Origin of the sequence: Streptomyces sp. NPDC050619 (assembly GCF_040654815.1) — a bacterium.
In the GTDB taxonomy this organism is placed as follows: domain Bacteria; phylum Actinomycetota; class Actinomycetes; order Streptomycetales; family Streptomycetaceae; genus Streptomyces.
Genome location: NZ_JBFAIR010000034.1, coordinates 1 through 23,378, shown reverse-complemented (window position 1 = coordinate 23,378; position 23,378 = coordinate 1). Strand labels below are relative to the sequence as shown.

Sequence of the window (23,378 nt, the reverse complement as noted above, 5' to 3'; positions counted from 1 at the left end):
CGGGTCAGTGGTCTCAGCGGTCGGCGCTGAGACGTCGTACCAGACCCGCGAACTCGTCCTCCTCCGCCGGGGTCAGTTCGACAAACTCCCGTTGCGGGCCGACCTGCCGCTGGTGCGCGGGCGCGGGCAGGGTCTGCGCCGCACGCCACAGCGACGCCTCCAGACGGCCGCGGCGCAGCATGTAGACCAGACCGATCCCCCAGGCCACGGTCACCAGGACGAGGAAGGTCATACCAAGCAGCTGGTAGACGGAGACGTGCTCAGGCATGCGCTCCAGTAGACACCACGGTCCGGGACTCTGGTCCCGGACCGTGATGTATCTCGCAGGTGCCGTGCACAACTCACGGCAGCCCCAAGGGCTATGCCGCGACCGGCTGCTTCCGCTCCGCCGACGGCGCGGCCGAGCCGTCCGCCGCCACTTCGGCGGTCACGGCCCCCGGTACCGGCTTGCGCATGCTCTTCAGTACGACGACCACGGCCGTCGTGACGCACACGCCCACCGCGATGGCGATCAGGTAGAGGAAGGCGTGGCCGATCAGCGGGACCACGAAGATGCCGCCGTGCGGGGCGCGCAGGGTGGCGCCGAAGGCCATCGAGAGGGCGCCGGTGACCGCGCCGCCCGCCATCGAGGCCGGGATGACGCGCAGCGGGTCCGCCGCGGCGAACGGGATCGCGCCCTCGGAGATGAAGGAGGCACCGAGGACCCAGGCGGCCTTGCCGTTCTCGCGCTCGGTCGGGGTGAAGAGCTTCTTGCGGATGGTGGTGGCCAGCGCCATGCCCAGCGGCGGGACCATGCCGGCGGCCATCACGGCGGCCATGACCTTCATCGCGGAGTCGCTGGGGTCCTGGACGGCGATACCGGCCGTGGCGAAGGCGTACGCGACCTTGTTGACCGGGCCGCCGAGGTCGAAGCACATCATCAGGCCGAGCAGGATGCCGAGCAGGACCGCGTTGGAGCCGGAGAGGCCGGAGAGCCAGTCCGTCATGCCCTTCTGGGCCTCGGCGATGGGCTTGCCGACCACGACGAACATCAGGAAGCCGACGATCAGCGAGGAGATCAGCGGGATCACCACCACCGGCATGATGCCGCGCAGCACCGGCGGGATCTTGATCCGCTGGATCGCGAGGACGACGCCACCCGCCAGCAGACCGGCGACCAGGCCGCCCAGGAAGCCGGCGGCGATCTGGGAGGCGATCATTCCGCCGACGAAGCCGGGGACGAGACCGGGGCGGTCCGCCATGCCGTACGCGATGTATCCGGCGAGGACCGGGATGAGGAAGCCGAAGGCGACCCCGCCGATCTGGAACAGCAGGGCGCCCCAGCTGTCGACCTCGGTCCAGGAGAAGTGCTTCATGACCGAGGGCGCGTTGGCGATCTCCCAGCCGCCCATCGCGAACCCGAGAGCGATCAGCAGACCGCCCGCGGCGACGAACGGGACCATGTAACTGACACCGGTCATCAGCCACTTGCGGAGCTTGGTGCCGTAGCCCTCGCCGGGCTCGCCGGCCCGCTCGACGGGCGTACCGCCCGTGGCGGGCGCGGTGCTCTCGCCGCGCTCGGCCCTGCCGCGCACGTCGGCGATCAGTTCGGCGGGCTTGTTGATGCCGGCCTTGACGCCGACGTCGACCGTCGGCTTCCCGGCGAAGCGGTCCTTCTCCCGTACGGGCACGTCGTGCGCGAAGATCACGCCGTCCGCCGCCGCGATGACGGCCGGGTCGAGCCGGGTGAAGCCGGCCGAGCCCTGCGTCTCGACGACGAGTTCGACGCCCGCCTCGCGGCCCGCGTTCTCCAGCGCCTCGGCCGCCATGTACGTGTGGGCGATGCCGGTCGGGCAGGAGGTGACGGCGACGATGCGGAAGGGGGGCGCGTCAAAGTCGCCGTCACCGTCGTCGTCGGTGTCCGTGGCGGCTTCGGCGGAGGCCGCCGCCGAAGCCGCCACGGAGTCTTCGGAGCCACCGGCGGAGTCACCGGCCGCGGCGGAGGGCTCCTCGCCGCGGATCAGCGCCGCCGCGGCCGTCGCGTCGCCCGCCGACCGCAGAGCGTCGGTGAACTCGGTGTTCATCAGCTGGCGGGCCAGCGAGGACAGGATCGTCAGGTGGGCGTCGTCGGCGCCGGCCGGGGCGGCGATCAGGAAGATCAGGTCGGCGGGGCCGTCCGGCGCGCCGAAGTCGATGCCGGCGGCGCTGCGCCCGAAGGCGAGCGTCGGCTCGGTGACGTGCTCGCTGCGGCAGTGCGGGATGCCGATGCCGCCGTCGAGGCCGGTCGGCATCTGCGCCTCGCGGGCGGCCACGTCGGCGAGGAAGCCCTCCAGGTCGGTCACCCGGCCCAGGGCGACCATGCGCTCGGCGAGGGCACGCGCCGCCGCTTCCTTGCTGTCGGCGGACAGGTCGAGATCGACCAGATCCGCGGTGATCATCTCGCTCATCGCGGGCTCCTTCGCACGCGTATCGCCCGGGGAGTGAAACGGGCGCGGGTGGGGACGGAAGTGCAGTGGGGGTTCGTGGGGGTGGAGGAGGCGGGACGGGGGAAGCCCCGCCCCCTCCGGGCGGCGGGCCGGCTCAGGTGGCCCTGCCTCCCTACGGCCGCGGCGACTAAGGGGGAGTATCGCCGCATCAATGCCGGTCCAGTGGGCCTGTTCGAGGCCGGTCCAGTCAGCCCGAGGGGGCGCGTGGGGAACGTCATGACACCGGCTCCTTCAGTACGCGATCCACCGGCACCTCGGCCGTGACCGTCACCGCCGCCGGATCCAGGTCGCGCGGCGTCGGCATCACGCTGCCGGGCAGCTGTACGGCCGCGGCGCCGTGCGCGACCGCCGAGGCGAGCGCCTTCGGTCCGCTGCCGCCGGCGATCAGGAAACCGGCGAGCGAGGAGTCGCCCGCGCCCACATTGCTGCGTACGGCGGCCACGCGGGCGCCGGCGAACCAGGCGCCCGCGCCGTCCACGAGCAACTGCCCGTCGGCGCCCAGGCTCGCGAGTACGGCGCGCGCGCCCATCTCGCGCAACTCCTCGGCCGCCTTCACCGCGTCGCCCACCGTGGCCAGGGGGCGTCCGACGGCTTCGGCGAGCTCCTCGGCGTTCGGCTTCACCACGTCGGGCCGCTCGCGCAGCGCCGCGAGGAGTGCGGGCCCCGAGGTGTCCAGCGCGATGCGCGTGCCGGCGGCGTGCGCCCGCGCGACCAGTTCGGCGTACCACGACGGCGCGAGCCCCCGCGGCAGGCTTCCGCAGCAGGCGATCCAGTCGGCGTCGAGCGACTGCCTGCGCACCGTCTCCAGGAGCAACTCCTGCTCGGCGGCGGACAGTTCGGGCCCCGGCGCGTTGATCTTCGTGAGCACGCCGTCCGACTCCGCGAGCGCGATGTTGGAGCGGGTGGCTCCGGCGACCGGGACCGGCGCGACCTCGATGCCCTGCGCGTCGAGCAGACTGGCGACCAGCGCCCCCGGCGCACCGCCCAGGGGCAGCACCGCGACCGTGCGCTGTCCGGCGGCCGAGACGGCGCGCGAGACGTTCACGCCCTTGCCGCCGGGGTCCATGCGCTCGCCGGTGGCGCGGATGACTTCACCGCGCTCCAGCGAGGGGACCTCGTACGTACGGTCGAGGGACGGGTTCGGGGTGACGGTGAGGATCATGCGCGCACTACTTCCGTGCCGCCGCGCTCGATCGCGATGGCGTCTTCGGGGCTCAACCCGCTGTCGGTGATCAGCAGGTCCACGTCGCTCAGGCTGCCGAAGCGGGCGAAGTGCTCCTGCCCGTGCTTGGCGGAGTCGGCGAGCAGCACCACGCGGCGGGCCGCGGCCATCGCCGCGCGCTTCACCGCGGCCTCGGCGAGGTCGGGCGTGGTCAGGCCGCGGTCGGCCGAGAAGCCGTTGGCCGCGATGAACAGGACGTCGGCCCGGATCTCGCCGTACGCACGCAGCGCCCAGGCGTCCACAGCGGCGCGCGTACGATGCCGTACGCGCCCCCCGACGAGGTGGAGCTGCATGCCGGGGTGGTCGGCGAGGCGGGCCGCGATCGGCAGGCTGTGCGTGACGACGGTGAGCGAGGCCTCCAGCGGGAGGGCGCCGGCGAGGCGGGCGATCGTCGTACCGGCGTCGAGGATCATCGTGCCCTCGGTCGGCAGTTCCGCGAGGGCCGCCTTGGCGATGCGGTCCTTCTCGTCGGCAGCCGTGGACTCGCGTTCGGCGATGTCCGGCTCGAAGTCGAGGCGTCCGGCCGGGATGGCACCGCCGTGCACCCGGCGGACCAGGCCGGCGCGGTCGAGGGCCTTCAGGTCCCGGCGGATCGTCTCCGCCGTCACCTGGAACTCCTCGGCCAGCGACACGACATCGACCCGGCCGCCGTCACGGGCGAGCCGGAGGATCTCCTGCTGCCGCTCCGGTGCGTACATGTCCGTTCGCCTCCGACCTATGCCCGAACCTGTGGTTTCGCTCGGAGGCTACGCTCGGATTTCCGGAAAGTAAACAGGTTCGGACGTGATTCGGGCATGAACGGACTTTCGGTCTGTCGTTCTCTACACGAGCTCGGACTCCCTGGCCTCCACCCGGAGCTCCGTCTCGGCCCCTTCCACGTGCTGCGCCGGCCGCTTCGGCAGGGCGAACATCAGCAGGAAGATGACGCCCAGCACGGCGGCCACCCAGCCCAGCGCGTGCTGGAAGGCGTCCACGAAGGCCGGGCTCACCTGCTCGGGCCGCAGGTCGTCGCCGATCACGCCGAAGAAGACCACCGACACCAGGCCCAGTCCCAGCGCGTTCCCCATCTGCTGCACGGTGTTGATGAGTCCGGACGCCGAACCCGAGTGCTCGCGCGGCACCTCGGACAGCACCGCGTCCGTCAGCGGGGCGACGATCAGACCCATCCCCGCGCCCATCACGACGAGCGGCAGCGCCATCTGCCAGGAGGCGATGCCGAGGCCGTAGCGCTCGGACTCCCAGAGGTAGAGCAGGACGCCCGCCGCCATCACCAGCGCGCCGGCCTGGAGCACCTTGCGGCCGAAGCGCGGGACCAGCAACTGCACCGACAGGCCGGCCGCCGCCGATACGGCGATCGAGAACGGGACGCCGGTCAGCCCGGCCCGCAGCAGGCTCCAGCCCAGACCGGTCTGCATGTACAGCGTCCACACCAGGAAGAAGATGCCCAGCGCGATCCCGAAGACGGTCTGCACCGCGATGCCGGCGGCGAAGCTCTTCACCGTGAACAGGGACACCTCGATCAGCGGGGAGCCGTCGCGCGCCGCCTTGCGCCTCTCGTACGCCACCAGGGCGCCGAACACGACGAGCGAGCCGCCCATCGACACGTATCCCCACAGCGGCCAGCCCAGCTCCTCGCCGCGGGTGAGCGGGTAGATCAGCATCAGCATGCCGAGGGTGACGAGGGCGACGCCGACGAGGTCCAGCTTCAGCGCCTTCGGTGCCTTGGACTCGGTGATGAAACGGCTGCCGAGGATCAGGCCCGCGATGCCGACCGGCAGGTTGATCAGGAAGATGGGCCGCCACTCGAGACCGAACAGGTTCCCCTCGGTCAGCAGCGCGCCGAGCAGCGGACCGGAGACCGCGCCCAGCCCCACGATCGCCCCGAACAGCCCGAAGACCTTGCCCCGCTCGTGCGCCGGGAAGGTGGCGTGCACGATCGACAGGACCTGCGGCACCATCAGCGCCGCCATGCCGCCCTGGAGGATCCGGGAGGCGACCAGCATCTCCGGGTTCGTGGCGAAGCCGCACAGCGCGGAGGCGACGGTGAAGCCGCCGATGCCGATCAGGAACAGCCGCTTGCGGCCGTGGATGTCGCCGAGACGTCCGCCGGTGATCAGGCCGGCGGCGAAGGCGAGCGCGTATCCGGCCGTTATCCACTGGATCTGGCTGAAGGAGGCGCCGGCGTCCCGCTGGATCGACGGGATGGCGATGTTGACGATCGTGACGTCGACGAGGTCCATGAAGGCCGCGGTCATCACGATGGCGAGGGCGTACCAGCGGCGGCGGTCCGCTGCCGGGGCCGGGCCGGCCGAGCTGCCCGCGAGAGGTTCGGTGGAGGTCATGCCGTAAAGCTAGAAACCAAGTAGGTCAGATCATGTCCTAGTGGTACGGCATCCTCGATCTCATGACGACGGACACTCCGGCCCGGCTCCTCCAGCTCCTCTCCCTCCTCCAGACGCCCCGCGAGTGGCCCGGCGGCGAGCTCTCCGAGCGACTCGGGGTGTCCCGCCGTACGGTCCGGCGGGACATCGACCGGCTGCGGGAGATCGGCTACCCCGTGCAGGCGACCAAGGGCTCCGACGGCGGCTACCGGCTCGTCGCGGGCAAGGCGATGCCGCCCCTCGTGCTCGACGACGAGGAGGCGGTGGCGATCGCCGTCGGCCTGCGGGCCGGCGCCGGGCACGCGGTCGAGGGCCTGGAGGAGGCGTCCGTACGAGCGCTGGCCAAGCTGGAACAGGTGCTGCCGTCCCGGCTGCGCCACCGCGTCTCCACGCTCCAGGCCGCGACCACGCCGCTGACCAGCGGGGACGGGGCGAGCATCGCGCCGGAGACCCTGACCGTGATGGCCTCGGCGGTGGCCGGGCGGGAGCGGCTGCGGTTCGGCTACCAGGCCAGGGACGGGGCCGAGTCGCGGCGGGTGGTCGAGCCGTACCGGCTGGTGTCGACCGGGCGGCGGTGGTACCTCGTCGCGTACGACCTCGATCGCGGCGACTGGCGTACGTTCCGGGTCGACCGGGTGAGCGATCCGTTCGCGACCGGGGCCCGGTTCGCCCCGCGGGAGTTGCCGACGGGGAGCGCGGCGGAGTATCTGCGCCAGTCGATGTCCGGAGGGCGGCAGGAGACGTACGGGTTCACGGTGACGTTCGATGCCGCGGCCGAGGTCGTCGCGGCGAAGACGCCGGCATGGCTCGGGGTGCCGGAGCCGCTGGCCGGGGGGCGGTGCCGGTTGCGGGGCACGGTCGGGGATTCGATGGAGTGGCTGGCGGTGCGGTTGGCGCTGCTGGGGTTCGACTTCACCGTCCAGGAACCTGAGGAACTCGCACGGTGTGTAAGGGAGTTGGGGGGTCGGCTGGTTCGGGCGGGCGGCGAGTGAGGTGCATCCGGCCGGCCGGCTGGAGTCCCTCGGCGACGATCCGAGTCGGTGCGCCCGTGTGAAAGAATCTGCCGTTCGGCGGGCCACCCCGGAGTTCAGGTACGGGGTGTCCCGCCTCTTCGCTGTGCCCGCCGGCCACGCGGCAGAAAAAGAGCCGGACTCCGACGCCCGGGGGGAGGGGCGTCGAAGTCCGGCTCGGGGAAAGTCCCGCGGCGCCGGGGGGGGTTGCGGCGGGACTTGGCTCAGCGGGTCCGGGACCGCTCCCGGACTTGGTGACTCGTGTGACGACTCGAAGTACTCGAACTCTTGGTACTCGAACTCTTGGGCCCTGAAGTCTTGTTCCCGGGGCTCCGTGGGTTGAAGCGGCGTTACATGGCCATGTTTGCGCTGTCTTCCGCCACCCGGCGTACGCGACCCCCCGTAGTCGTACGCCACCCGGCGTACGCCGGGTCGCGCGCGCCTCGCGAGGGACGTGACACCAAGGGGCGTCACGCCGCCGCGTCGAAGCCCGTGGAGCGGGCCAGCTTCTTGAGCTCCATCAGTGCGTGCTTCTCGATCTGGCGGATGCGCTCGCGCGTCAGGCCGTGCTCCTTGCCGACCTCGGTCAGCGTGCGCTCCCGGCCGTCATCGATGCCGTACCGCATCTTGATGATGGAGGCCGTGCGCTGGTCGAGGCGGCCTATGAGGTCGTCGAGCTCCTCGCTGCGCAGCAGTGTCAGCACCGACTGCTCGGGCGACACCGCCGACGTGTCCTCCAGGAGGTCGCCGAACTGGGTCTCGCCCTGGTCGTCCACCGCCATGTTCAGCGAGACCGGGTCGCGGGCCCAGTCGAGCACGTCGATCACGCGCTCCGGCGTCGAGGCGAGCTCGGTGGCGATCTCCGCGGGCTCCGGGTCGCGTCCGTGCTCGCGGTTGAACTCGCGCTGCACTCGGCGTATCCGGCCCAGCTCCTCCACGAGGTGGACGGGCAGACGGATCGTCCGGGACTGGTCCGCTATCGAGCGGGTGATCGCCTGACGGATCCACCAGGTGGCGTACGTCGAGAACTTGAAGCCCTTGCGGTAGTCGAACTTCTCGACCGCGCGCACCAGGCCGGCGTTGCCCTCCTGGATCAGGTCGAGCAGGGGCAGGCCGCTGCGGGGGTAGCGGCGGGCCACGGCGACGACCAGACGGAGGTTGGAGCGGATGAAGACGTCCTTGGCCCGCTCGCTCGCGGCGACCAGGGCCTCAAGTTCCTCACGGGTGGCGTCCGCCTTGGACTGCTCGTCCCCGTCGAGGATCTGCTGCGCGAACACACCCGCCTCGATGATCTGGGACAGCTCGACTTCCTTGGCGGCGTCGAGCAGCGGTGTGCGCGCGATCTCGTCGAGGTACATGCCGACCAGGTCGCGGTCGGCGATCTCGCCGCCATGGGCGCGAACACTGCTTGCCGCGTCGGTCCGGCCGTTGGCGGACTGACGACGGGCGACGGCACGGGTTGCCATGCGTGCTCCCTTGTGATGATGAGGGTCAGCGGGTGGTCCTTTGAACGCTCGGCACTCTCCTCGGGTGCCCGGCATCTGATGGGAACAACGACTGGAATTCGGACAGAATTCCCAACCCGACCCTCGATTTTTCTGATCATGCAGTACCCTGTGCCGCCACAGAGGAGGCAGGATGTCGTCGGAAGGTACAGAGGTGCAGGTCAGGCCCGGAGTCGAGAGTGACCTCGAAGCCCTCACCGACCTCTACAACCACTACGTACGCGAGACGCCCATCACCTTCGATACCGCGGTGTTCACTCCGGAAGAGCGCCGCCCTTGGTTGCTCTCCCACCCTGAAGACGGCCCGCACCGCCTAAAAGTTGCCGTGGACGCGAGCTCACAGGAAATTCTGGGCTACGCCACATCCAGCCCTTACCGCGCGAAGCCCGCCTACGGGACCTCCGTGGAGGTCACCGTCTACGTCGCTCCGGACGCGGGCCGCCGCGGCATCGGCACAATCCTCTACAAGGCCCTCTTCGAGGCTTTGGCCGGCGAGGACCTGCATCGCGCCTACGCGGGCATAGCCCAGCCCAACGAGGCGTCCACGCGGCTGCACGAGCGCTTCGGGTTCCGGTACGTCGGCACGTACCGCGAGGTCGGCCGGAAGTTCGGCCGCTACTGGGACGTGGCCTGGTACGAGAAGGAGCTGTAGCCGACCCGGAGCGTCACAGCCATCGTCAGCCGAACTGCACCGACCGCTTCGCCATCTTCATCCAGAACCCGTCGATCACGGACTTCTGCGCGTCCAGCTCGCCGCCGGCGTCCGCCGCGCCCATGGTCACGAACAGCGGGGCGAAGTGCTCGGTGCGCGGGTGGGCGTACCGGCCGGCCGGGGCCTTGTGGAGGAAGTCCAGCAGGGCGTCCCAGTCGCGGGCCTCCAGCGCCCGGCGGCCCCAGTCGTCGAACTCCGAGGACCAGGTCGGCACGCTCGGGCCCGCGTGCCGCAGCGCGGCCAGGTTGTGGGTGAAGAAGCCGGAGCCGACGATCAGCACACCCTCGTCGCGCAGCGGCGCGAGCTTGCGGCCGATCTCCATGAGCCGCACCGGATCGAGGGTCGGCATGGAAACCTGGAGAACGGGGATGTCGGCCTGGGGGAACATCTCCACCAGCGGGACGTACGCTCCGTGGTCCAGACCTCGGTCCGGGATGTCCTGCACCGGCGTGCCGGCCGCCCGCAGCAGCTTGCGTACGGACTCGGCGAGTCGCGGGGCACCGGGGGCCGCGTACCGCACCTGGTAGTAGTGCTCCGGGAAGCCCCAGAAGTCGTAGACGAGGGGGACCTGCTCGGTGGCACCGAGGGCGAGCGGGGCCTCCTCCCAGTGGGCGGAGACCATGAGGATCGCCTTGGGGCGCGGCAGGTCGGCCGACCAGGCGGCGAGTTCCCCGGGCCAGATGGGGTCGTCCGCCAGGGGCGGGGCGCCATGACTGAGGTAGAGAGCGGGCATCCGCTCCTCGGTGGCGGCGGACATGACGGCAACTCCCTACGGAAGGACAGGCACTCAATGAACTTGAAACATCAAGCTATTACTCTCCACAGCTTACGCCGACTTGTTTAATATTCAAAGAGAGTTCTCGTACAGTGGAAAACATGAACACGGCATCTACCTTCGCACCCGCTGAAGAGCCCCGCTGGCTCACCGAAGAGGAACAGCGGATCTGGCGCTACTACATCCACGCTGTCACGCTCCTCGACGACCACCTGGACCGCCAGCTCCAGCGTGACGCGGGCATGCCGCACATCTACTACGGCCTGCTCGTCAAGCTCGCCGAGGCCCCGCAGCGGCGGCTGCGGATGACCGAACTGGCGATGCACGCGAAGATCACCCGCTCCCGCCTCTCCCACGCCGTCGCCCGCCTGGAGAAGAACGGCTGGGTGCGGCGCGAGGCCTGCCCCTCCGACAAACGGGGCCAGCTCGCGGTGCTGACCGACCCGGGCCTGGACGTGCTGAGACAGGCCGCGCCGGGACACGTGTCAGCCGTACGGAACGCCATGTTCGACCGGCTCACCCCGGAACAGAAGAAGTCCCTCGGCGAGATCATGCAGATCGTCGCCGAGGGACTCCAGCCGAACGAAGCGGGTGCGGACCTGCCCTGGCTCCGCTGAGCGCAGCCAGGGCAGGTCCGGTGGAGCGTACGTACGGGGCGTCCCCTTCCCCGTACGTACAGATGGCCCGAAGGGGTACGACCGTGAGGCCGCCGTCAGTGCGCGATCACCGGGATCGGCAGTTCGTCCTCGGCGCCTTCGCCGGAGCCGGTCACCGTGGTGGAGCCCGGCTTGCCGGTGTTGATGAACGTCGCGGCGATCACCGCGGCGAGGACCAGGATGCCGACGGCGAACCAGATGGCGTTGGTGTACCCGTGCACCTGGCCCTCCAGCTGGACCAGCTGCTGCTGGGCCTGGGAACCGGCGCCGCCGATGTGGTCCTTGATGTACGCGGTCGTCGCCGAGGCGGCGATCGTGTTCAGCAGGGCCGTACCGATCGCGCCGCCCACCTGCTGCGAGGTGTTGACCATCGCGGAGGCGACACCGGAGTCACGCGGCTCCACACCGTGCGTGGACAGGGACATGGCCGGCATGAACGCCGTACCCATGCCGAGGCCGAGCAGCACCATTCCCGGCAGGATGACACTGGCGTACGAGGTGCCGAGCTCCAGCTGGGTGAGGAAGAGCATGCCGACCGCGGCGACCAGGAAGCCCGGAGCCATCAGCAGGCGCGGCGGAACCCGGGTCATCAGGCGGGTGCCGATCTGCGTGGAGCCCACCATCATGCCGCCGATCATCGGCAGGAAGGCGAGGCCGGTCTTGACCGGCGAGTAGCCCAGCACGAGCTGGAGGTAGTAGGTCAGGAAGAGGAACAGGCCGAACATCGCGATGATCGCGAGGCCGAGGGAGAGGTAGACGCCTCCGCGGTTGCGCTCGGTGATGACGCGCAGCGGCAGCAGCGGTGCCTTGACCCTGGACTCGACGAGGGCGAACGCGGCGAGCAGCACGACCGACGCGACGAACAGGCCGACGGTCGTGGTGTCGCCCCAGCCGTCGGACTCGGCCCGGGTGAAGGCGTAGACGAGCGTGACCAGACCGAGGACGGACAGGACGACGCCCGGGATGTCGAGCGGCGAACGGTTGCGGCTGCCGGACGGCTCACGGATGACGAAGTACGCGCCCGCGGCCGCGACGACCGCGAACGGGATGTTCACGAAGAACGTCCAGCGCCAGTCGAGGTACTCGGTGAGCAGGCCGCCGAGGATGAAGCCCACGGCGCCGCCGCCACCGGCGATCGCACCGTAGATGCCGAACGCCTTGGCGCGCTCCTTGGGTTCCGTGAACATCACGGCGAGCAGGGAGAGCGCGGCGGGCGCGAGCAGTGCGCCGAACGCACCCTGGAGGGCGCGGGCGCCGAGCATCATCGCCTCGTTCGTGGCCGCGCCGCCGAGGGCGGACGCGGCGGCGAAGCCGATCAGGCCGGCGACGAAGGTGCGCTTGCGGCCCCACAGGTCCGCGATACGGCCGCCGAAGAGCAGCAGACCGCCGAAGGCGAGGGCGTAGGCCGTGATGACCCATTGCCGGTTGCCGTCGGATATGCCCAGGTCCTGCTGTGCGGACGGAAGGGCGATGTTCACGATGGTCGCGTCGAGGACGACCATCAGCTGGGCGAGCGCGATGAACGTCAGCGCTTTCCAGCGATTGGCATGTGCTGATTCAGACATGGGAGTACCCGCTCCGGGACTTCGTGACGGAAAAAAGGGAAATGAGGGACGTCGTGGTGGAAAAGGCTGCCCAACGTGGTGGAAAAGGGCTGCCTAAAGGGAACGGCTCGTCGACGGTGACGGCCGAAGTCGATGTGGTGACCGAGCCTGTGGGGCGACTGAGTCCCTGTGATGACTGGCGTGTAGTGCTGAACTAATCGGTCAGGACTAATCGGTCAGGGCTGCCGCAGGTCCTCCATGGTCGCGGCCGCACCCGGCAGGGGCGAGCGGGCTGGCGCCCGCAGTCCGTCCAGGAACAGCTGAAGGTGTCGGTGGATGAAGCGGTCGGCGCTGACGCATCCGGTGCCGGCCGGGGGCCGGCTGAGCTGGGCCGCGACGACCATCACGTCGCCGATACCCACGTCGCCGCGGAGCTGTCCGGCCGCCTTGGCGCGGTCCATGAGCGCACCGATGATGCCCTCCATCCGCTCGCGCGCAGCCACCAGGTCTTGGTGGTGCCGGTCGAAGGCGCTGTCGAACATCGGGCACAGCGCGCTGATCCGCTCGTCGGCGACGAAGTGCACGAAGCGCGCCAGCGCCTCGAAGGCGTCACCGGTCTCGGCGAGCGCCCGCTCGGCCGCCTCCGCAGTACGGTCCATGGTCGAGCAGACGACCTCACGGACCAGCGCCTCACGGTCCGGGAAGTTGCGGTACACCGTGGCGTTGCCCACGCCGGCCCGGCGGGCGATCTCGTCGAGCGGCACATCGGGGCCGAACTCGGTCAACATCTCCCGGGCGGCGGTGACGATCCGCTCCCGGTTGCGCAGGGCGTCGGCACGCGGCCGGGTCACCTTGCGCTGCACGGGGTTCGGAGACGTCACGGTCGACACGGTGCACTCCTGAGGTCTGTGGTGGGCGATCCGGGGAAGGGCTCCCCGTTTCGCTCGGACGCCTGGTTAAACGGGGAAGAGGTCCCCGGTTATTTCCCGGCCCTTGGGAGATTTCCTGTGAGCTGGGTCACGTGGTCTGGGTGAGCGAGAAACCCACGTTCGGTCTCCTCCAGCGCGCGTACGCGCATCGCTCGTCACAGGGTGATCGAAAGGGCGCAGCCTTCGGACGGGCGGCTGCCGTGGACCGAAGGGGCCTTGCATGCTGCCGAGCCGTCGGATACGCCCGCGCCGCGTGGCCGCCCTCGCGTCCGTGACCGCGCTGACCCTCGCGGGCAGCACCTCGGCCGGCACCGGACACCTCGCGGCGGGTCACACGACGGCCGGGGCGGGCCCGATCGCCCCCGCCCGCTCCGCCACCCACAGCCCCTGCATGATCAGCGGCGGCCCCACCGTCCAGATGTCCGAGGGCCTCCCGACCCCCGGCGGCTACTCCCGCTCCACCGGCACCGTCCGCGCCCTCACCCTGATGGTCGACTTCTCCGACGCGCCAGGCGAGGGCAGCGCGGCCGACCGCTTCCGCGAGTTCTTCCCGCAGACCCGGGACTGGTTCCGCACCAGTTCCTACGGCCGTCTCGACTACCGCCCCGAGACCCCGGTCCCCGACTGGCTGCGCATGCCCGAGCCGTTCGAGGAGTACGGCATAGAGCGCGGCGCCCCCTTCGACCCCGGCTACCGGAAACTGGTCCAGGACATCGTGGCCACCGCCGATCCCCTGGTGGACTTCGGGTCGTACGACTTCCTCAACGTGCTGATGACGCCGAACGCGGGGCCGTCCGCGCTGGAGACGGTCCTGTCGGTGACGTTCGCCGGCAACCTGGAGGCCCCGGTCGCCGACGGTGTCCCGGTCGCCAACGCCTCCTTCGTCTACTCCCGCCAGGACGACGGCTCCGGCTCGTACGCCCGCACCGGCTACCGGGTCCTCCCGCACGAGAACGGCCATGTCTTCGGCCTGCCCGACCTCTACACGCAGGAGGGCGGGGGCGCGGTCGGCCACTGGGACATCATGAGCGAGGACTGGGGGGCCGACAACGACCTCCTCGGCTGGCACAAGTGGAAGCTCGGCTGGCTGGACACCCAGCAGGTGAACTGCGTGACGACGCCCGGGACGACGGAGTACACGCTGACTCCGCTGGCCCGGTCCGGCGGCCCGAAGCTGGTCTTCGTCCCGGTCGGCCGGCGGACCGGATACGCCGTCGAACTGCGCACCCGCGAGGGCAACGACGAGACCGTGTGCCGGCCGGGCGTGCTGATCTACAAGGTGGACGCGGGCGTGGACACCGGCCGGGGTCCGGTGACGGTGTACGACTCCCGCCAGGACAGCGGCGGCTGCACCCGCAGCCCGAACGTCCACGCCGAACTCTCCGACGCACCGTTCGCCCCCGGCGAGGACTTCCGGGACCGGCGCCACCGCATCCGCGTGACGGTGGCGGGGGCGGATCTGTCGGGGGAGTATCGGGTGCGGGTTACGCGGGGGTGAGAGGCGCCGGGCACGGATTACCGTAGGCCTGCCCTGACTGCCGTACCGGAGAACCGATGCCCGCTGAGACGACCCTGGACGCCGACGCCCCGGAGTCGGCCGACTCCCCCGCCGTGCCGGCCGAGGCGGTCGCCCCGTTGGTGCGGGGCATCGCCGTGCTGCGGCGGCTGACCGAGGCCGACGGGACGCTGAGCCCGAGCGGGCTGGAACGGGCCACCGGCCTCGCCCGCGCCACGGTCGACCGGATCACCTCCACCCTCGCGCACATGGGATACGTCCGTCTCGACGGCCGGGACGTGGTCCTCGCCCCCCGCCTGATGGAACTGGGCAACGCCTATCTCGCCGCCCTGCGGCTGCCGGCGTTGCTCGACGCCCGCGCGGACGCCCTCGCCGACGAGCTGGACGAGTCGGTGTCGCTGGCGGTCGGCGACCGCGACGGCATCCGCTTCATCCACCAGGCCACCCGCCGCCGCGCGATGTCCCTGAGCTTCCGCATCGGCGACCTGCTGCCGGCCGAACGCACCGCCCCGGGCCCGCTGTTCGCCACGGAGTGGACACCGCAGGACTGGCAGGACTGGCGCACGCGCCGGGCGGCGGACCCTCAGGACCGCGGCTTTTTGGCCGTACCGCCGCGCGAACACACCGGCGCGGACGAGGAGTTCGAGCGGCGGGCGGCGCGGGCGCGGGAGGACGGCTGGGCGCTGGACGACCAGTTGATCGAACCGGGGCTGGTCGCCGTCTCCGTACCCGTACGGGATCCCCGTACCGGTCGGGTCGCCTGCGTGGCGAGCGTGGTGAGCCACACGAGCCGGCACACCGCGGCGGGCCTGCGCGACGCGCTGCTGCCGAGGCTGCGCGCGGCGGTGGCGGACATGGAGCGCGAGCTGCGCGAGGCGCCGGCCGAGGCGGGGGCGGGGGCCCCGTCGGGGCTGGCGGCGTGGACAGGGGCGTCCAAGCAGGAGTTGGGACGAGGGTTCGTCGAGTCCCTCGCCCGCGGCCTGACCGTACTGACGGCGTTCGGCGAGGGCAGGGCCTCGCTGACCCTGACGGAGGTGGCGCAGGCGACGGGCCTGGCACGGGCGACCGCACGCAGGGCGCTGATCACGTACGAGCACCTGGGGCTGGTGTCCGCGGGCCCGCACCGTACGTTCGTCCTCACCCCGCGCGTACTGTCCCTGGGCTTCCCGCCCCTCTCCCGCGCCTCCCTCCCCCGGATCGCCGGCCCGCACCTGGCCGATCTGGCCGCGCGGGTCCAGGAGTCGGCGTCGCTGGCGGTCCTGTCGCCCTCCCGTGCGGAGATCCAGTACACGGCGCGGGCGGCGGCGGGCCGTGTGATGAGCGTGGACATCACGGTCGGTACGCGATTGCCGGCGGCGGCGACGTCACTGGGCCGCGTGCTGCTGGCCGACGCGGCACCGGCTACGGGTTCGCCGTCCCTGGAGGAGGTGCGGGCGCGGGGGTACGCCCTGGTCGACGAGGAGTTGGAGCGGGGCCTGCGCTCGATCGCGGTCCCGGTCCGCGACCGTACGGGCCAGGTGGTCGCCGCCGCGAACGTGGCCCTGCACGCGGCCCGCCGCACGGCGGAGGAATGCGTCCGGGACGTGCTGCCGGAGCTGCGGGAGACGGCCGCCCGGATCGAAGGGGATCTACGGGTGGCGGGACGGTTCGTGCGGGTGGCGATGTCCTGACGGACTGGCCGGATGACCGGACTGCCCGGATGACCGGCAAGGTGCCCAGGCCCAGCGTGTTCGCGGTCGTCTGTCGTCCGCCGGCTCACGGCGTTTGTGCGCGACGAGATGCGTGTCATACGCGAACGCGTCGTGCTGGAAGAGAGGGCCGACCGGCAAGGACGACGGGGGATGAGTCCCTGCCGGTCGGCGTCTGTGGGGTGTGGCCGGAGTCGTCAGTCGTGGGTGAGGCGGATGAGCATCTTGCCGGTGTTGGCGCCGCGCATCATGGCCAGGAAGGCCTCGGCGGCCTGGTCGATGCCGTCGACGACGGTTTCGTCGGCGACGAGCGATCCGTCCCGCAGCCAGGCGACGGCCCGCTGGGCGAAGTCCGCCGCCAGGTGGGCGTGGTCGCCCACGTTCATACCGCGCAGAGTGACGCGCTTGCCGATGGCCAGGGGGAGATTCGCGGGGCCCGGCGGCAGTTCGGCGGTGTTGTAGCCGGACACCGCGCCGATGAGGGCGATCCGGCCGTGCCGGCTCATCGCGGACAGGGCCGCGTCGAGGTGATCGCCGCCGACGTTGTCGATATAGACGTCGATCCCTTCCGGGGCGGCCTGGACGAGTGTGTCGGCGATGCCGCCCGCGCGGTAGTCGATGGCGGCGTCGAAGCCGTACCGCTCGGTCAGGGCCTTGGCCTTCTCCGGTCCGCCCGCGGAGCCGATCACCTTGGCGGCACCCAGCTTCCGGGCGAGCTGTCCGGCCACGGAACCGACCGCCCCGGCCGCTCCGGAGACGAACACGACGTCGCCGTCCCGGACCGGGGCCACGTCCGTCAGGGCGGCCCACGCGGTCAGGCCGGTGGTGCCCAGGACGCCCAAGTAGGCCTGGGCCGGTACGCGTTCGGTGTCGACGACCCGGACGGCACTGCCCTCCAGCAGGGCGTACTCGCGCCAGCCCAGGGAGTGGACGACGGTCGCCCCGGCCGGGACGTTCGCTTCCCCCGAGGCGACCACGGTGCCGATCGCGGAACCCGTCATGACCTCGCCCAGCCTGAATTGCGGGACGTTCGGGATGTAGGGCTCGCCGGCGTTCATCCGCCACCGCATGACGGGGTCGACGGAGAGAAACTCATTGCGCACGACGACCTGGCCGGGGCCCGGATCGGGCACGGTGACGGTCACGCAGGAGAAATCGGACGGCTTCGCCTCGCCCTCGGGACGGGCGACAAGGTGCCATTCACGGCTGGGACGGGACATGGTTGAGCTCTCCACATCAGCGAAGGACGGGTGTCGGGCTGTTACGCCGCGTTCTTCCAGCTCGGCGGCGGGCTCGCGGTCCATGAGGTGGCCGCCCTGCGGCGGGCCGCCGAGGGCATCCAGGGCGCGGCCGTACGGCAGCGCTCCGCTTCCTCCTCTGCCGTGCGCCGGGCCTCGGCGGCCCGTGCGGACATGACCGCCGACAACACCGCCGCGACAGCCGCGAGTTCTTCCACGCCCGGCGAGCCACTGGTGATGCGCCATGCCTGGGCGGCCAGGACTTCGGTCGTGTCCGCCGAGGTGCTGAGCTCTCGTACTGTCATGGGGCCCTCCTTGAAGTCACGGAGCTGAAGTCACTGAGCTGAAGTCACTGAGGCTGGTTGCCGTGTTTGCGGGTGGGCAGCGGGGCGTGCTTTTCGCGCAGAACAGTGAGGGCGTTGATGAGTGCCGCACGCGTGTCGGCGGGGTCGATGACGTCGTCGACCAGGCCACGCTCGGCGGCGTAGTACGGGTGCATCAGTTCTGTGCGGTACTCCTCGATGCGCGCCCGGCGCGTCGCCTCGGGGTCGTCGGACGCGGCGATCTCGCGGCGGAAGACGACGCCCGCGGCGCCCTCGGCGCCCATCACCGCGATCTCGTTGGTGGGCCAGGCGAGCGCGATGTCCGTGCCGATGGAGCGTGAGTCCATGACGATGTAGGCGCCGCCGTACGCCTTGCGCAGCACCAGGGAGATCCGCGGCACGGTCGCGTTGCAGTAGGCGTACAGCAGTTTGGCGCCGTGCCGGATGACTCCGCCGTGCTCCTGGTCGACCCCGGGCAGGAAGCCGGGCACGTCGACCAGGCTGACCAGCGGGATGTTGAACGCGTCGCACATCTGCACGAAGCGTGCGGCCTTCTCGGAGGCCTCGATGTCGAGCACACCGGCCAGCGTCTGGGGCTGGTTGGCCACGATGCCGACCACGCGTCCGCCGAGGCGGGCCAGCGCGCAGACGATGTTGGGTGCCCACCGCCCGTGCACCTCGAAGAAGTCACCGTGGTCGACGATCTCCTCGATGACCTTGTGCATGTCGTACGCGCGGTTCGGGTCGGCCGGCACCAGGTCGAGCAGCGCCTCAGTGCGCCGGTCCACGTGATCGTCCGCCGGCTCGGCGGGCGGCAGTTCGCGGTTGTTGGCCGGCAGGTAGGACAGCAGGTGGCGTACGTCCTCCAGGCACTGTTCCTCGTCGTCGTACGCGAAGTGCGCCACGCCCGAGGTCGCGGCGTGCACATCGGCACCGCCCAGGGCGTCCTGGGTGATCTGCTCGCCGGTGACCGCCTGGACCACGTCGGGGCCGGTGATGAACATCTGGGAGGTGCCGCGCACCATGAAGACGAAGTCCGTCAGGGCCGGCGAGTACGCGGCGCCGCCCGCGCACGGGCCCATGATGACGCTGATCTGCGGTATGACGCCCGAGTTGCGGACGTTGCGCTGGAAGATCCCGCCGTAGCCGGCGAGGGCGGTGACGCCTTCCTGTATGCGGGCCCCCGCGCCGTCGCACAGGCCGACGATCGGCGCCCCGGCGCTCTCGGCGAGGTCCATCAGCTTGTGGATCTTCTGGGCGTGCGCCTCGCCGAGCGCGCCGCCGAACATGCGGAAGTCGTGGGCGTACGCGAAGACCGTACGGCCGTCGACCGTGCCCCAGCCGGTGACGACTCCGTCACTGTGGGGCTTCTTCGCCTCCAGGCCGAAGCCGGTGGCGCGATGGCGGCGGAACGTCTCCGTCTCCGTGAACGAGCCCTTGTCGAAGAGGAGTTCGAGCCGCTCGCGGACGGTCAGTTTGCCCTTGTTCTTCTGGGCCTGTGTGGCCTGGGCGCTGGGTCCTGCCAGCACCTGCTCGCGCAGCGCGGCCAGTTCCGCCGCCCGTGCCCGCATGGTCGCGGCTTCCGGGGGGCTCAGCGGCCCGTCCTCGACGATGCTCATGCCGGTCCTTTCGTCCAGGCCCCCTGGGCCGCGGCGGATGTGACGAACTCGGCGAAGGACCGCGCCTCGCGGCCGAGGGCCTCGCGCACGCCGTCGGAGACCTTCTGCTCGAAGCCCCGCTCGACCGGGTGCAGGGCGGCTGTCCACAGCTCCGCCTCCGCCTTCGGCACGCCGTCGGCGACGAGTTCCGCGACGAACTCGGCTGCGGTCAGGGGCGTGTAGCGGGCCTTGCGGCCGGTGGCCTGCTCGATCAGGCCGAGGGCCTCGGCCATGGTGACCGGGGCGGGCCCGGACAGTTCGTAGGTGCGCCCCGCGTGGCCGTCCCCGGTGAGCGCGGCGACGGCGACGTCCGCGATGTCCTCGACGTCGATCCAGCTGGCCGCGCCGTCGCCGGCCGGCAGCCGCACCTCACCGGCGAGGACGGAGTCGTTGAAGAAGCCCTCGTCGAAGTTCTGGGCGAACCAGCCGGGGCGCAGGACGGTCCACGCGACGCCGGAGTCCCGGACGGCCGCCTCGCTGTCCAGGAAGCCCTCGCTGGCGGCGGTGTCCTCGCCGTAGTAGCCGGGGGTGTCGACGCCGCGCGCCGAGAGCAGCACGAGGCGTTCGGCACCGGCGTCGACCGCCCGCTCGGCGAAGGCGCGGGTGAGTCCCGCGGGGCCGCCGTCGAACTGGACGACGTACACGCCGGACACACCGTCGAGAGCCGGGGCCCAGGTCGTGTCGTCGTTCCAGTCGAAGCGCTGTCCGCCCGTCGCGGACCGGGAGGCCGCGCGGGCCGGAATGCCGAGCTCGGTGAGCCCGCGTGCGACGCGGCGTCCCGTCTTTCCGGTACCGCCGAGGACAAGGATGGGTTTCGTCGTCATGGCTCCGAGCGTAAATGCCGAATTCAGCTGCGAAACCGGGCAGTTAACGGCCAGTGGGCGTGCAGTGGGAACGCAGGAGCACCATCACATTTGCGGCCCTATCTTCAGCGGTCGCCTCGGTCGAAAAAGAGAATTGGGAGTTCCTTCATGACTGCCCTCACGAACAAGACTGCACTGGTGACCGGCGGCAGCCGGGGCATCGGGCGCGCCATCGCTCTGCGGCTGGCCAAGGAGGGCGCCCGGGTCGGCGTGCACTACGCCTCCAACGAGACGGCGGCCAAGGAGACCGTCGCCGCGATCGAGGCCGCCGGCGGCAGCGCCTTCTCCTTCGGCACCGAGCTGGGTCTGCCCGGCGACGCCGACGCGCTGTGGGCGGCGTTCGACCAGCACGCCGATGGCCTGGACATCCTGGTCAACAACGCCGGCATCGCCGGTCCCGGCCTGATCCACGAGGTCACCGAGGCCGACTACGACAAGGTCTTCGCCATCAACGCCAAGGCGCCCTTCTTCATCATTCAGAAGGGCCTGGACCGCCTGCGCGACGGCGGCCGGATCATCAACATCTCCTCCGGCGTCACCAAGGTCGCCTTCCCCGGTATGACCTCCTACGCCGCCTCCAAGGGTGCCGTCGAGGTCCTGACGCTGACCCTGGCGCAGACCCTCGGCTCCCGCGGGATCACCGTCAACGCGGTCTCCCCGGGCACCATCGAGACGGACATCCACCCGTGGATGGCGGACCCGGCGGCCAAGGCCCACGCGGCCAAGTTCTCCGTCTTCGACCGCGTCGGCCAGCCCGACGACGTCGCCGACGTCGTCGCCTTCCTGGCCTCGAACGACAGCCGCTGGGTCACCGGCCAGAACATCGACGCGAGCGGCGGCTCCGGTCTCGGTATCTGATCGCCGACGCTGAAGAGCGCCGCCCCCTCCCCCGGGCACAGGGGAGGGGGCGGCGCTCTTCGTGCCGGTCAGGCCGGGCGAATGCCCAGGGCGTGGGTGAACAGGTTCTTGGGGTCCCACTTGGTCTTGGCCGCCCGCAGCCTGGGGTAGCCGTCCTTGAAGTACAGGGTGCTCCAGGCGATGCCCGAGGTGTTCAGGGCCGGATCCGCGAGATCGGAGTCGGCGTAGTTGATGAACGCGCCGTCGTTGACCCCGCCGGGGCGCGGTACGCCGCCGGTCGCGGCGAACACGTCGCGGTAGAACTCGCGGTTCCATCGGAGGTTCTTCGCGTCCTCGGCCTCGGTGGCCCAGAGGTTGACGAAGAGCATCTTGATGACGGAGTCGCGCTGCGCGGTCGCCGTGGCCGTGGCGGACGGCACGTTGGCGGCGCCGCCGTAGCCGGCGATCTCGACGAGGGCGGCCGGGTTGTCGTAGTCGGTGCGGGTCAGGTGCTTCCAGAAGGCCTTGATCTGGGCGTCGGGGAGCGTCTTGCGCAGGTAGGCGGACTTGGCCTTGAAGCGGCCCTTGCCCTCGAAGCCGGAACCGCCGAGGCCCGGCCAGTTGAGCACGTTGTACAGCCAGGCGACCCGCTTGCGGGTGTCGACCCGGTATGTGAGGCCGGTGCCGGCGACGATCGCGGCGAGGTAGTCGTCGAGCAGCTTGTCGGCGTTGCTGAGCCCCGCGTCGATCTGTGTGGTCATCAGGAACTCACCGGCCGAGCGGTGGCGCGGCTTGAGTGCGCTGAACAGCTTGGCGTACGGGGAGGTGGCGGCGGAGTTGGTCTCGTGCCACTGCGTGAAGTTGCGCAGCAGGCGGCTGAAGGCGGCCTCCGTCATGCCGGTCCAGGAGAAGACGACCTCCGAGATGATCAGCTCCTTGGGCGCCTTGGGCAGGAGCTCGGCCGGGGTGGATCCGGTCGCGTCCGCGGAGCGGAACCAGTAGCCGGTGACGATGCCGTAGTTGCCGCCGCCCGCGCCGGTGTGGGCCCACCACAGTTCGCGGTTGGGGTCGTTGGACTCGCGGGTGGCGATGGTCTTCTTGACGGTGCCGGCGCTGTCGACGGTGACGATCTCGATGGCGTACAGGTGATCGACGGTGACGCCGTGGGAACGGGCCAGCGGGCCGTATCCGCCGCCCGGTATGTGACCGCCGACGGCCACCGACGGGCAGGTTCCGCCGGGGAGGGTGACACCCCAGTTGTTGTAGAGCGTCTCGTAGACGCTGCCCAGCTTGGCGCCCGGCTGCACGGCGAAGGCACGGCGTGCGCTGTCGTAACCGATGGCGTTCATCGCCGAGATGTCGATGAGCACGCGGACGCCGGCGTGGCTGGTGAAGTCCTCGTAGCAGTGCCCGCCGCTGCGGACGGCGAAGCGCAGGCCCTTGGCGAGGGTCTCGCGCACGGCTTGGACGACCTGGTCCGTGGTGCTCGCGACGAGGACGTAGTCCGGGGTGCCGACCCAGCGGCCGTTGGCCCCGGCGACAAGGCTGGCGTACCGCGCGTCGTCCGGGCTCACTTTGACCAGTTCGGCAGCCGCGACCGCCTCGGCGGCGGTCGGCTCGGCGGCGAACGCCTCACCCGCCCAACCGCCGAGCGCGGGCAGCGCGAGGGCCGCACTACCGGCGACCGCACCGTGGCGTATGAACACCCGGCGGGAAATCCCGCTCATGACCGAATACCTCCGTAGGGCTTGGTTTCCAGAATTGATGGGTGGTGCCGTGGGGGTATGGATTCGAATCGCGAAGGTACGGAACTCGACAGCACAGCCCGCCGCGTGGGGAGGAAGGGTGAGTTCTATTCCCGCAAGGTCCCAATGAGACCGAACAATATCGGCCGAAATCCACGGCGAGGTAATCATCCGCCAATTCCCTTTGTGGAGGCCCTGGCGTTCGGTGGGGAACCTAGCGCCAGCGCGTACCCGTCCATCACCCACTGGAGATCGCTCAGCGAGGCGTCCAGCGCCCGCGCCATGTCCGGCAGCGCGACGATCGCGATCGT

At 70.7% G+C, this 23,378-nt stretch carries 20 protein-coding genes; 6 read left to right on the top strand and 14 right to left on the bottom strand.

The features are described 5' to 3' along the window. Positions 1-13: 13 nt before the first annotated feature. From AB0I77_RS40100 to AB0I77_RS40080, 5 genes are all read right to left on the bottom strand, one after another. On the bottom strand, positions 14-268 hold the full coding sequence (locus tag AB0I77_RS40100; protein ID WP_363287760.1) for a hypothetical protein: 255 nt from the start codon (positions 266-268) through the stop codon (positions 14-16). Positions 269-359: 91 nt separating this feature from the next. Beyond that, on the bottom strand, positions 360-2,426 hold the full coding sequence (locus AB0I77_RS40095; protein ID WP_363287759.1) for a fructose-specific PTS transporter subunit EIIC: 2,067 nt from the start codon (positions 2,424-2,426) through the stop codon (positions 360-362). Between the two features lie 253 nt (positions 2,427-2,679). After that, complete coding sequence (gene pfkB / locus AB0I77_RS40090; RefSeq protein ID WP_363287758.1) at positions 2,680-3,627, bottom strand: 1-phosphofructokinase; 948 nt, start codon at positions 3,625-3,627, stop codon at positions 2,680-2,682. Continuing rightward, a complete protein-coding gene (locus AB0I77_RS40085; RefSeq protein ID WP_363287757.1) occupies positions 3,624-4,385 on the bottom strand; it encodes a DeoR/GlpR family DNA-binding transcription regulator in 762 nt (253 codons plus the stop codon). The genes pfkB and AB0I77_RS40085 overlap by 4 nt, the downstream gene beginning before the upstream one ends. Positions 4,386-4,508: 123 nt before the next feature. Beyond that, the gene (locus AB0I77_RS40080; protein WP_363287756.1) at positions 4,509-6,029 is read right to left on the bottom strand and encodes an MFS transporter; all 1,521 of its coding nucleotides are present in this window, start codon (positions 6,027-6,029) and stop codon (positions 4,509-4,511) included. Between the two features lie 62 nt (positions 6,030-6,091). Between AB0I77_RS40080 and AB0I77_RS40075 the strand changes: the two genes are divergently transcribed. After that, a complete protein-coding gene (locus tag AB0I77_RS40075) occupies positions 6,092-7,060 on the top strand; it encodes a YafY family protein (protein WP_363287755.1) in 969 nt (322 codons plus the stop codon). Between the two features lie 488 nt (positions 7,061-7,548). Here the strand turns inward: AB0I77_RS40075 and AB0I77_RS40070 are convergent, their stop codons facing one another. Next, complete coding sequence (locus tag AB0I77_RS40070) at positions 7,549-8,544, bottom strand: sigma-70 family RNA polymerase sigma factor (protein ID WP_363287754.1); 996 nt, start codon at positions 8,542-8,544, stop codon at positions 7,549-7,551. A 172-nt stretch (positions 8,545-8,716) separates the two neighbouring features. On the opposite strand from AB0I77_RS40070, the gene AB0I77_RS40065 reads away from it, so the two are divergent. Next, positions 8,717-9,235 (top strand): N-acetyltransferase family protein, encoded by a 519-nt coding sequence (locus tag AB0I77_RS40065; protein WP_363287753.1) that lies wholly within the window; start codon positions 8,717-8,719, stop codon positions 9,233-9,235. A gap of 25 nt (positions 9,236-9,260) precedes the next feature. Here the strand turns inward: AB0I77_RS40065 and AB0I77_RS40060 are convergent, their stop codons facing one another. Then, positions 9,261-10,052, bottom strand: coding sequence for a class III extradiol ring-cleavage dioxygenase (locus AB0I77_RS40060; RefSeq protein WP_363287752.1), 792 nt, complete (start codon positions 10,050-10,052; stop codon positions 9,261-9,263). A gap of 119 nt (positions 10,053-10,171) precedes the next feature. Here AB0I77_RS40060 and AB0I77_RS40055 point away from each other — a divergent pair, with 119 nt between their 5' ends. Next, the gene (locus tag AB0I77_RS40055; protein WP_363287751.1) at positions 10,172-10,687 is read left to right on the top strand and encodes a MarR family transcriptional regulator; all 516 of its coding nucleotides are present in this window, start codon (positions 10,172-10,174) and stop codon (positions 10,685-10,687) included. Between the two features lie 95 nt (positions 10,688-10,782). On the opposite strand, the gene AB0I77_RS40050 is transcribed toward AB0I77_RS40055, so the two are convergent. Both AB0I77_RS40050 and AB0I77_RS40045 read right to left on the bottom strand, forming a co-directional pair. Then, complete coding sequence (locus AB0I77_RS40050; protein WP_363287750.1) at positions 10,783-12,291, bottom strand: MFS transporter; 1,509 nt, start codon at positions 12,289-12,291, stop codon at positions 10,783-10,785. A 215-nt stretch (positions 12,292-12,506) separates the two neighbouring features. After that, the gene (locus tag AB0I77_RS40045; protein WP_363287749.1) at positions 12,507-13,151 is read right to left on the bottom strand and encodes a helix-turn-helix domain-containing protein; all 645 of its coding nucleotides are present in this window, start codon (positions 13,149-13,151) and stop codon (positions 12,507-12,509) included. A gap of 268 nt (positions 13,152-13,419) precedes the next feature. Here AB0I77_RS40045 and AB0I77_RS40040 point away from each other — a divergent pair, with 268 nt between their 5' ends. Both AB0I77_RS40040 and AB0I77_RS40035 read left to right on the top strand, forming a co-directional pair. Continuing rightward, entirely contained in the window at positions 13,420-14,697 is a 1,278-nt protein-coding gene (locus tag AB0I77_RS40040) for a M6 family metalloprotease domain-containing protein (protein ID WP_363287748.1), read from the top strand. 56 nt (positions 14,698-14,753) lie between these two features. Next, the gene (locus tag AB0I77_RS40035; RefSeq protein ID WP_363287747.1) at positions 14,754-16,385 is read left to right on the top strand and encodes an IclR family transcriptional regulator C-terminal domain-containing protein; all 1,632 of its coding nucleotides are present in this window, start codon (positions 14,754-14,756) and stop codon (positions 16,383-16,385) included. 215 nt (positions 16,386-16,600) lie between these two features. On the opposite strand, the gene AB0I77_RS40030 is transcribed toward AB0I77_RS40035, so the two are convergent. Genes AB0I77_RS40030 through AB0I77_RS40015 form a run of 4 tightly spaced genes read right to left on the bottom strand, consistent with a single transcriptional unit; the run spans position 16,601 to position 20,446 of the window. Beyond that, positions 16,601-17,623: an NADP-dependent oxidoreductase gene (locus tag AB0I77_RS40030; protein ID WP_363287746.1), complete on the bottom strand. Its 1,023-nt coding sequence runs from the start codon at positions 17,621-17,623 to the stop codon at positions 16,601-16,603. A gap of 41 nt (positions 17,624-17,664) precedes the next feature. After that, positions 17,665-17,946, bottom strand: a complete 282-nt coding sequence (locus tag AB0I77_RS40025; RefSeq protein WP_363287745.1) for a hypothetical protein — start codon at positions 17,944-17,946, stop codon at positions 17,665-17,667. A 44-nt stretch (positions 17,947-17,990) separates the two neighbouring features. After that, positions 17,991-19,583 (bottom strand): acyl-CoA carboxylase subunit beta, encoded by a 1,593-nt coding sequence (locus tag AB0I77_RS40020; protein WP_363287744.1) that lies wholly within the window; start codon positions 19,581-19,583, stop codon positions 17,991-17,993. Beyond that, positions 19,580-20,446, bottom strand: coding sequence for an NAD(P)H-binding protein (locus AB0I77_RS40015; protein ID WP_363287743.1), 867 nt, complete (start codon positions 20,444-20,446; stop codon positions 19,580-19,582). Before AB0I77_RS40015 ends, AB0I77_RS40020 begins: the two co-directional genes overlap by 4 nt. Positions 20,447-20,593: 147 nt before the next feature. On the opposite strand from AB0I77_RS40015, the gene AB0I77_RS40010 reads away from it, so the two are divergent. Continuing rightward, positions 20,594-21,343 (top strand): SDR family oxidoreductase, encoded by a 750-nt coding sequence (locus AB0I77_RS40010; RefSeq protein WP_363287742.1) that lies wholly within the window; start codon positions 20,594-20,596, stop codon positions 21,341-21,343. Positions 21,344-21,411: 68 nt separating this feature from the next. Here AB0I77_RS40010 and AB0I77_RS40005 read toward each other — a convergent pair whose 3' ends face one another. Then, positions 21,412-23,049: an FAD-binding protein gene (locus AB0I77_RS40005; RefSeq protein WP_363287741.1), complete on the bottom strand. Its 1,638-nt coding sequence runs from the start codon at positions 23,047-23,049 to the stop codon at positions 21,412-21,414. Positions 23,050-23,378: the final 329 nt, after the last annotated feature.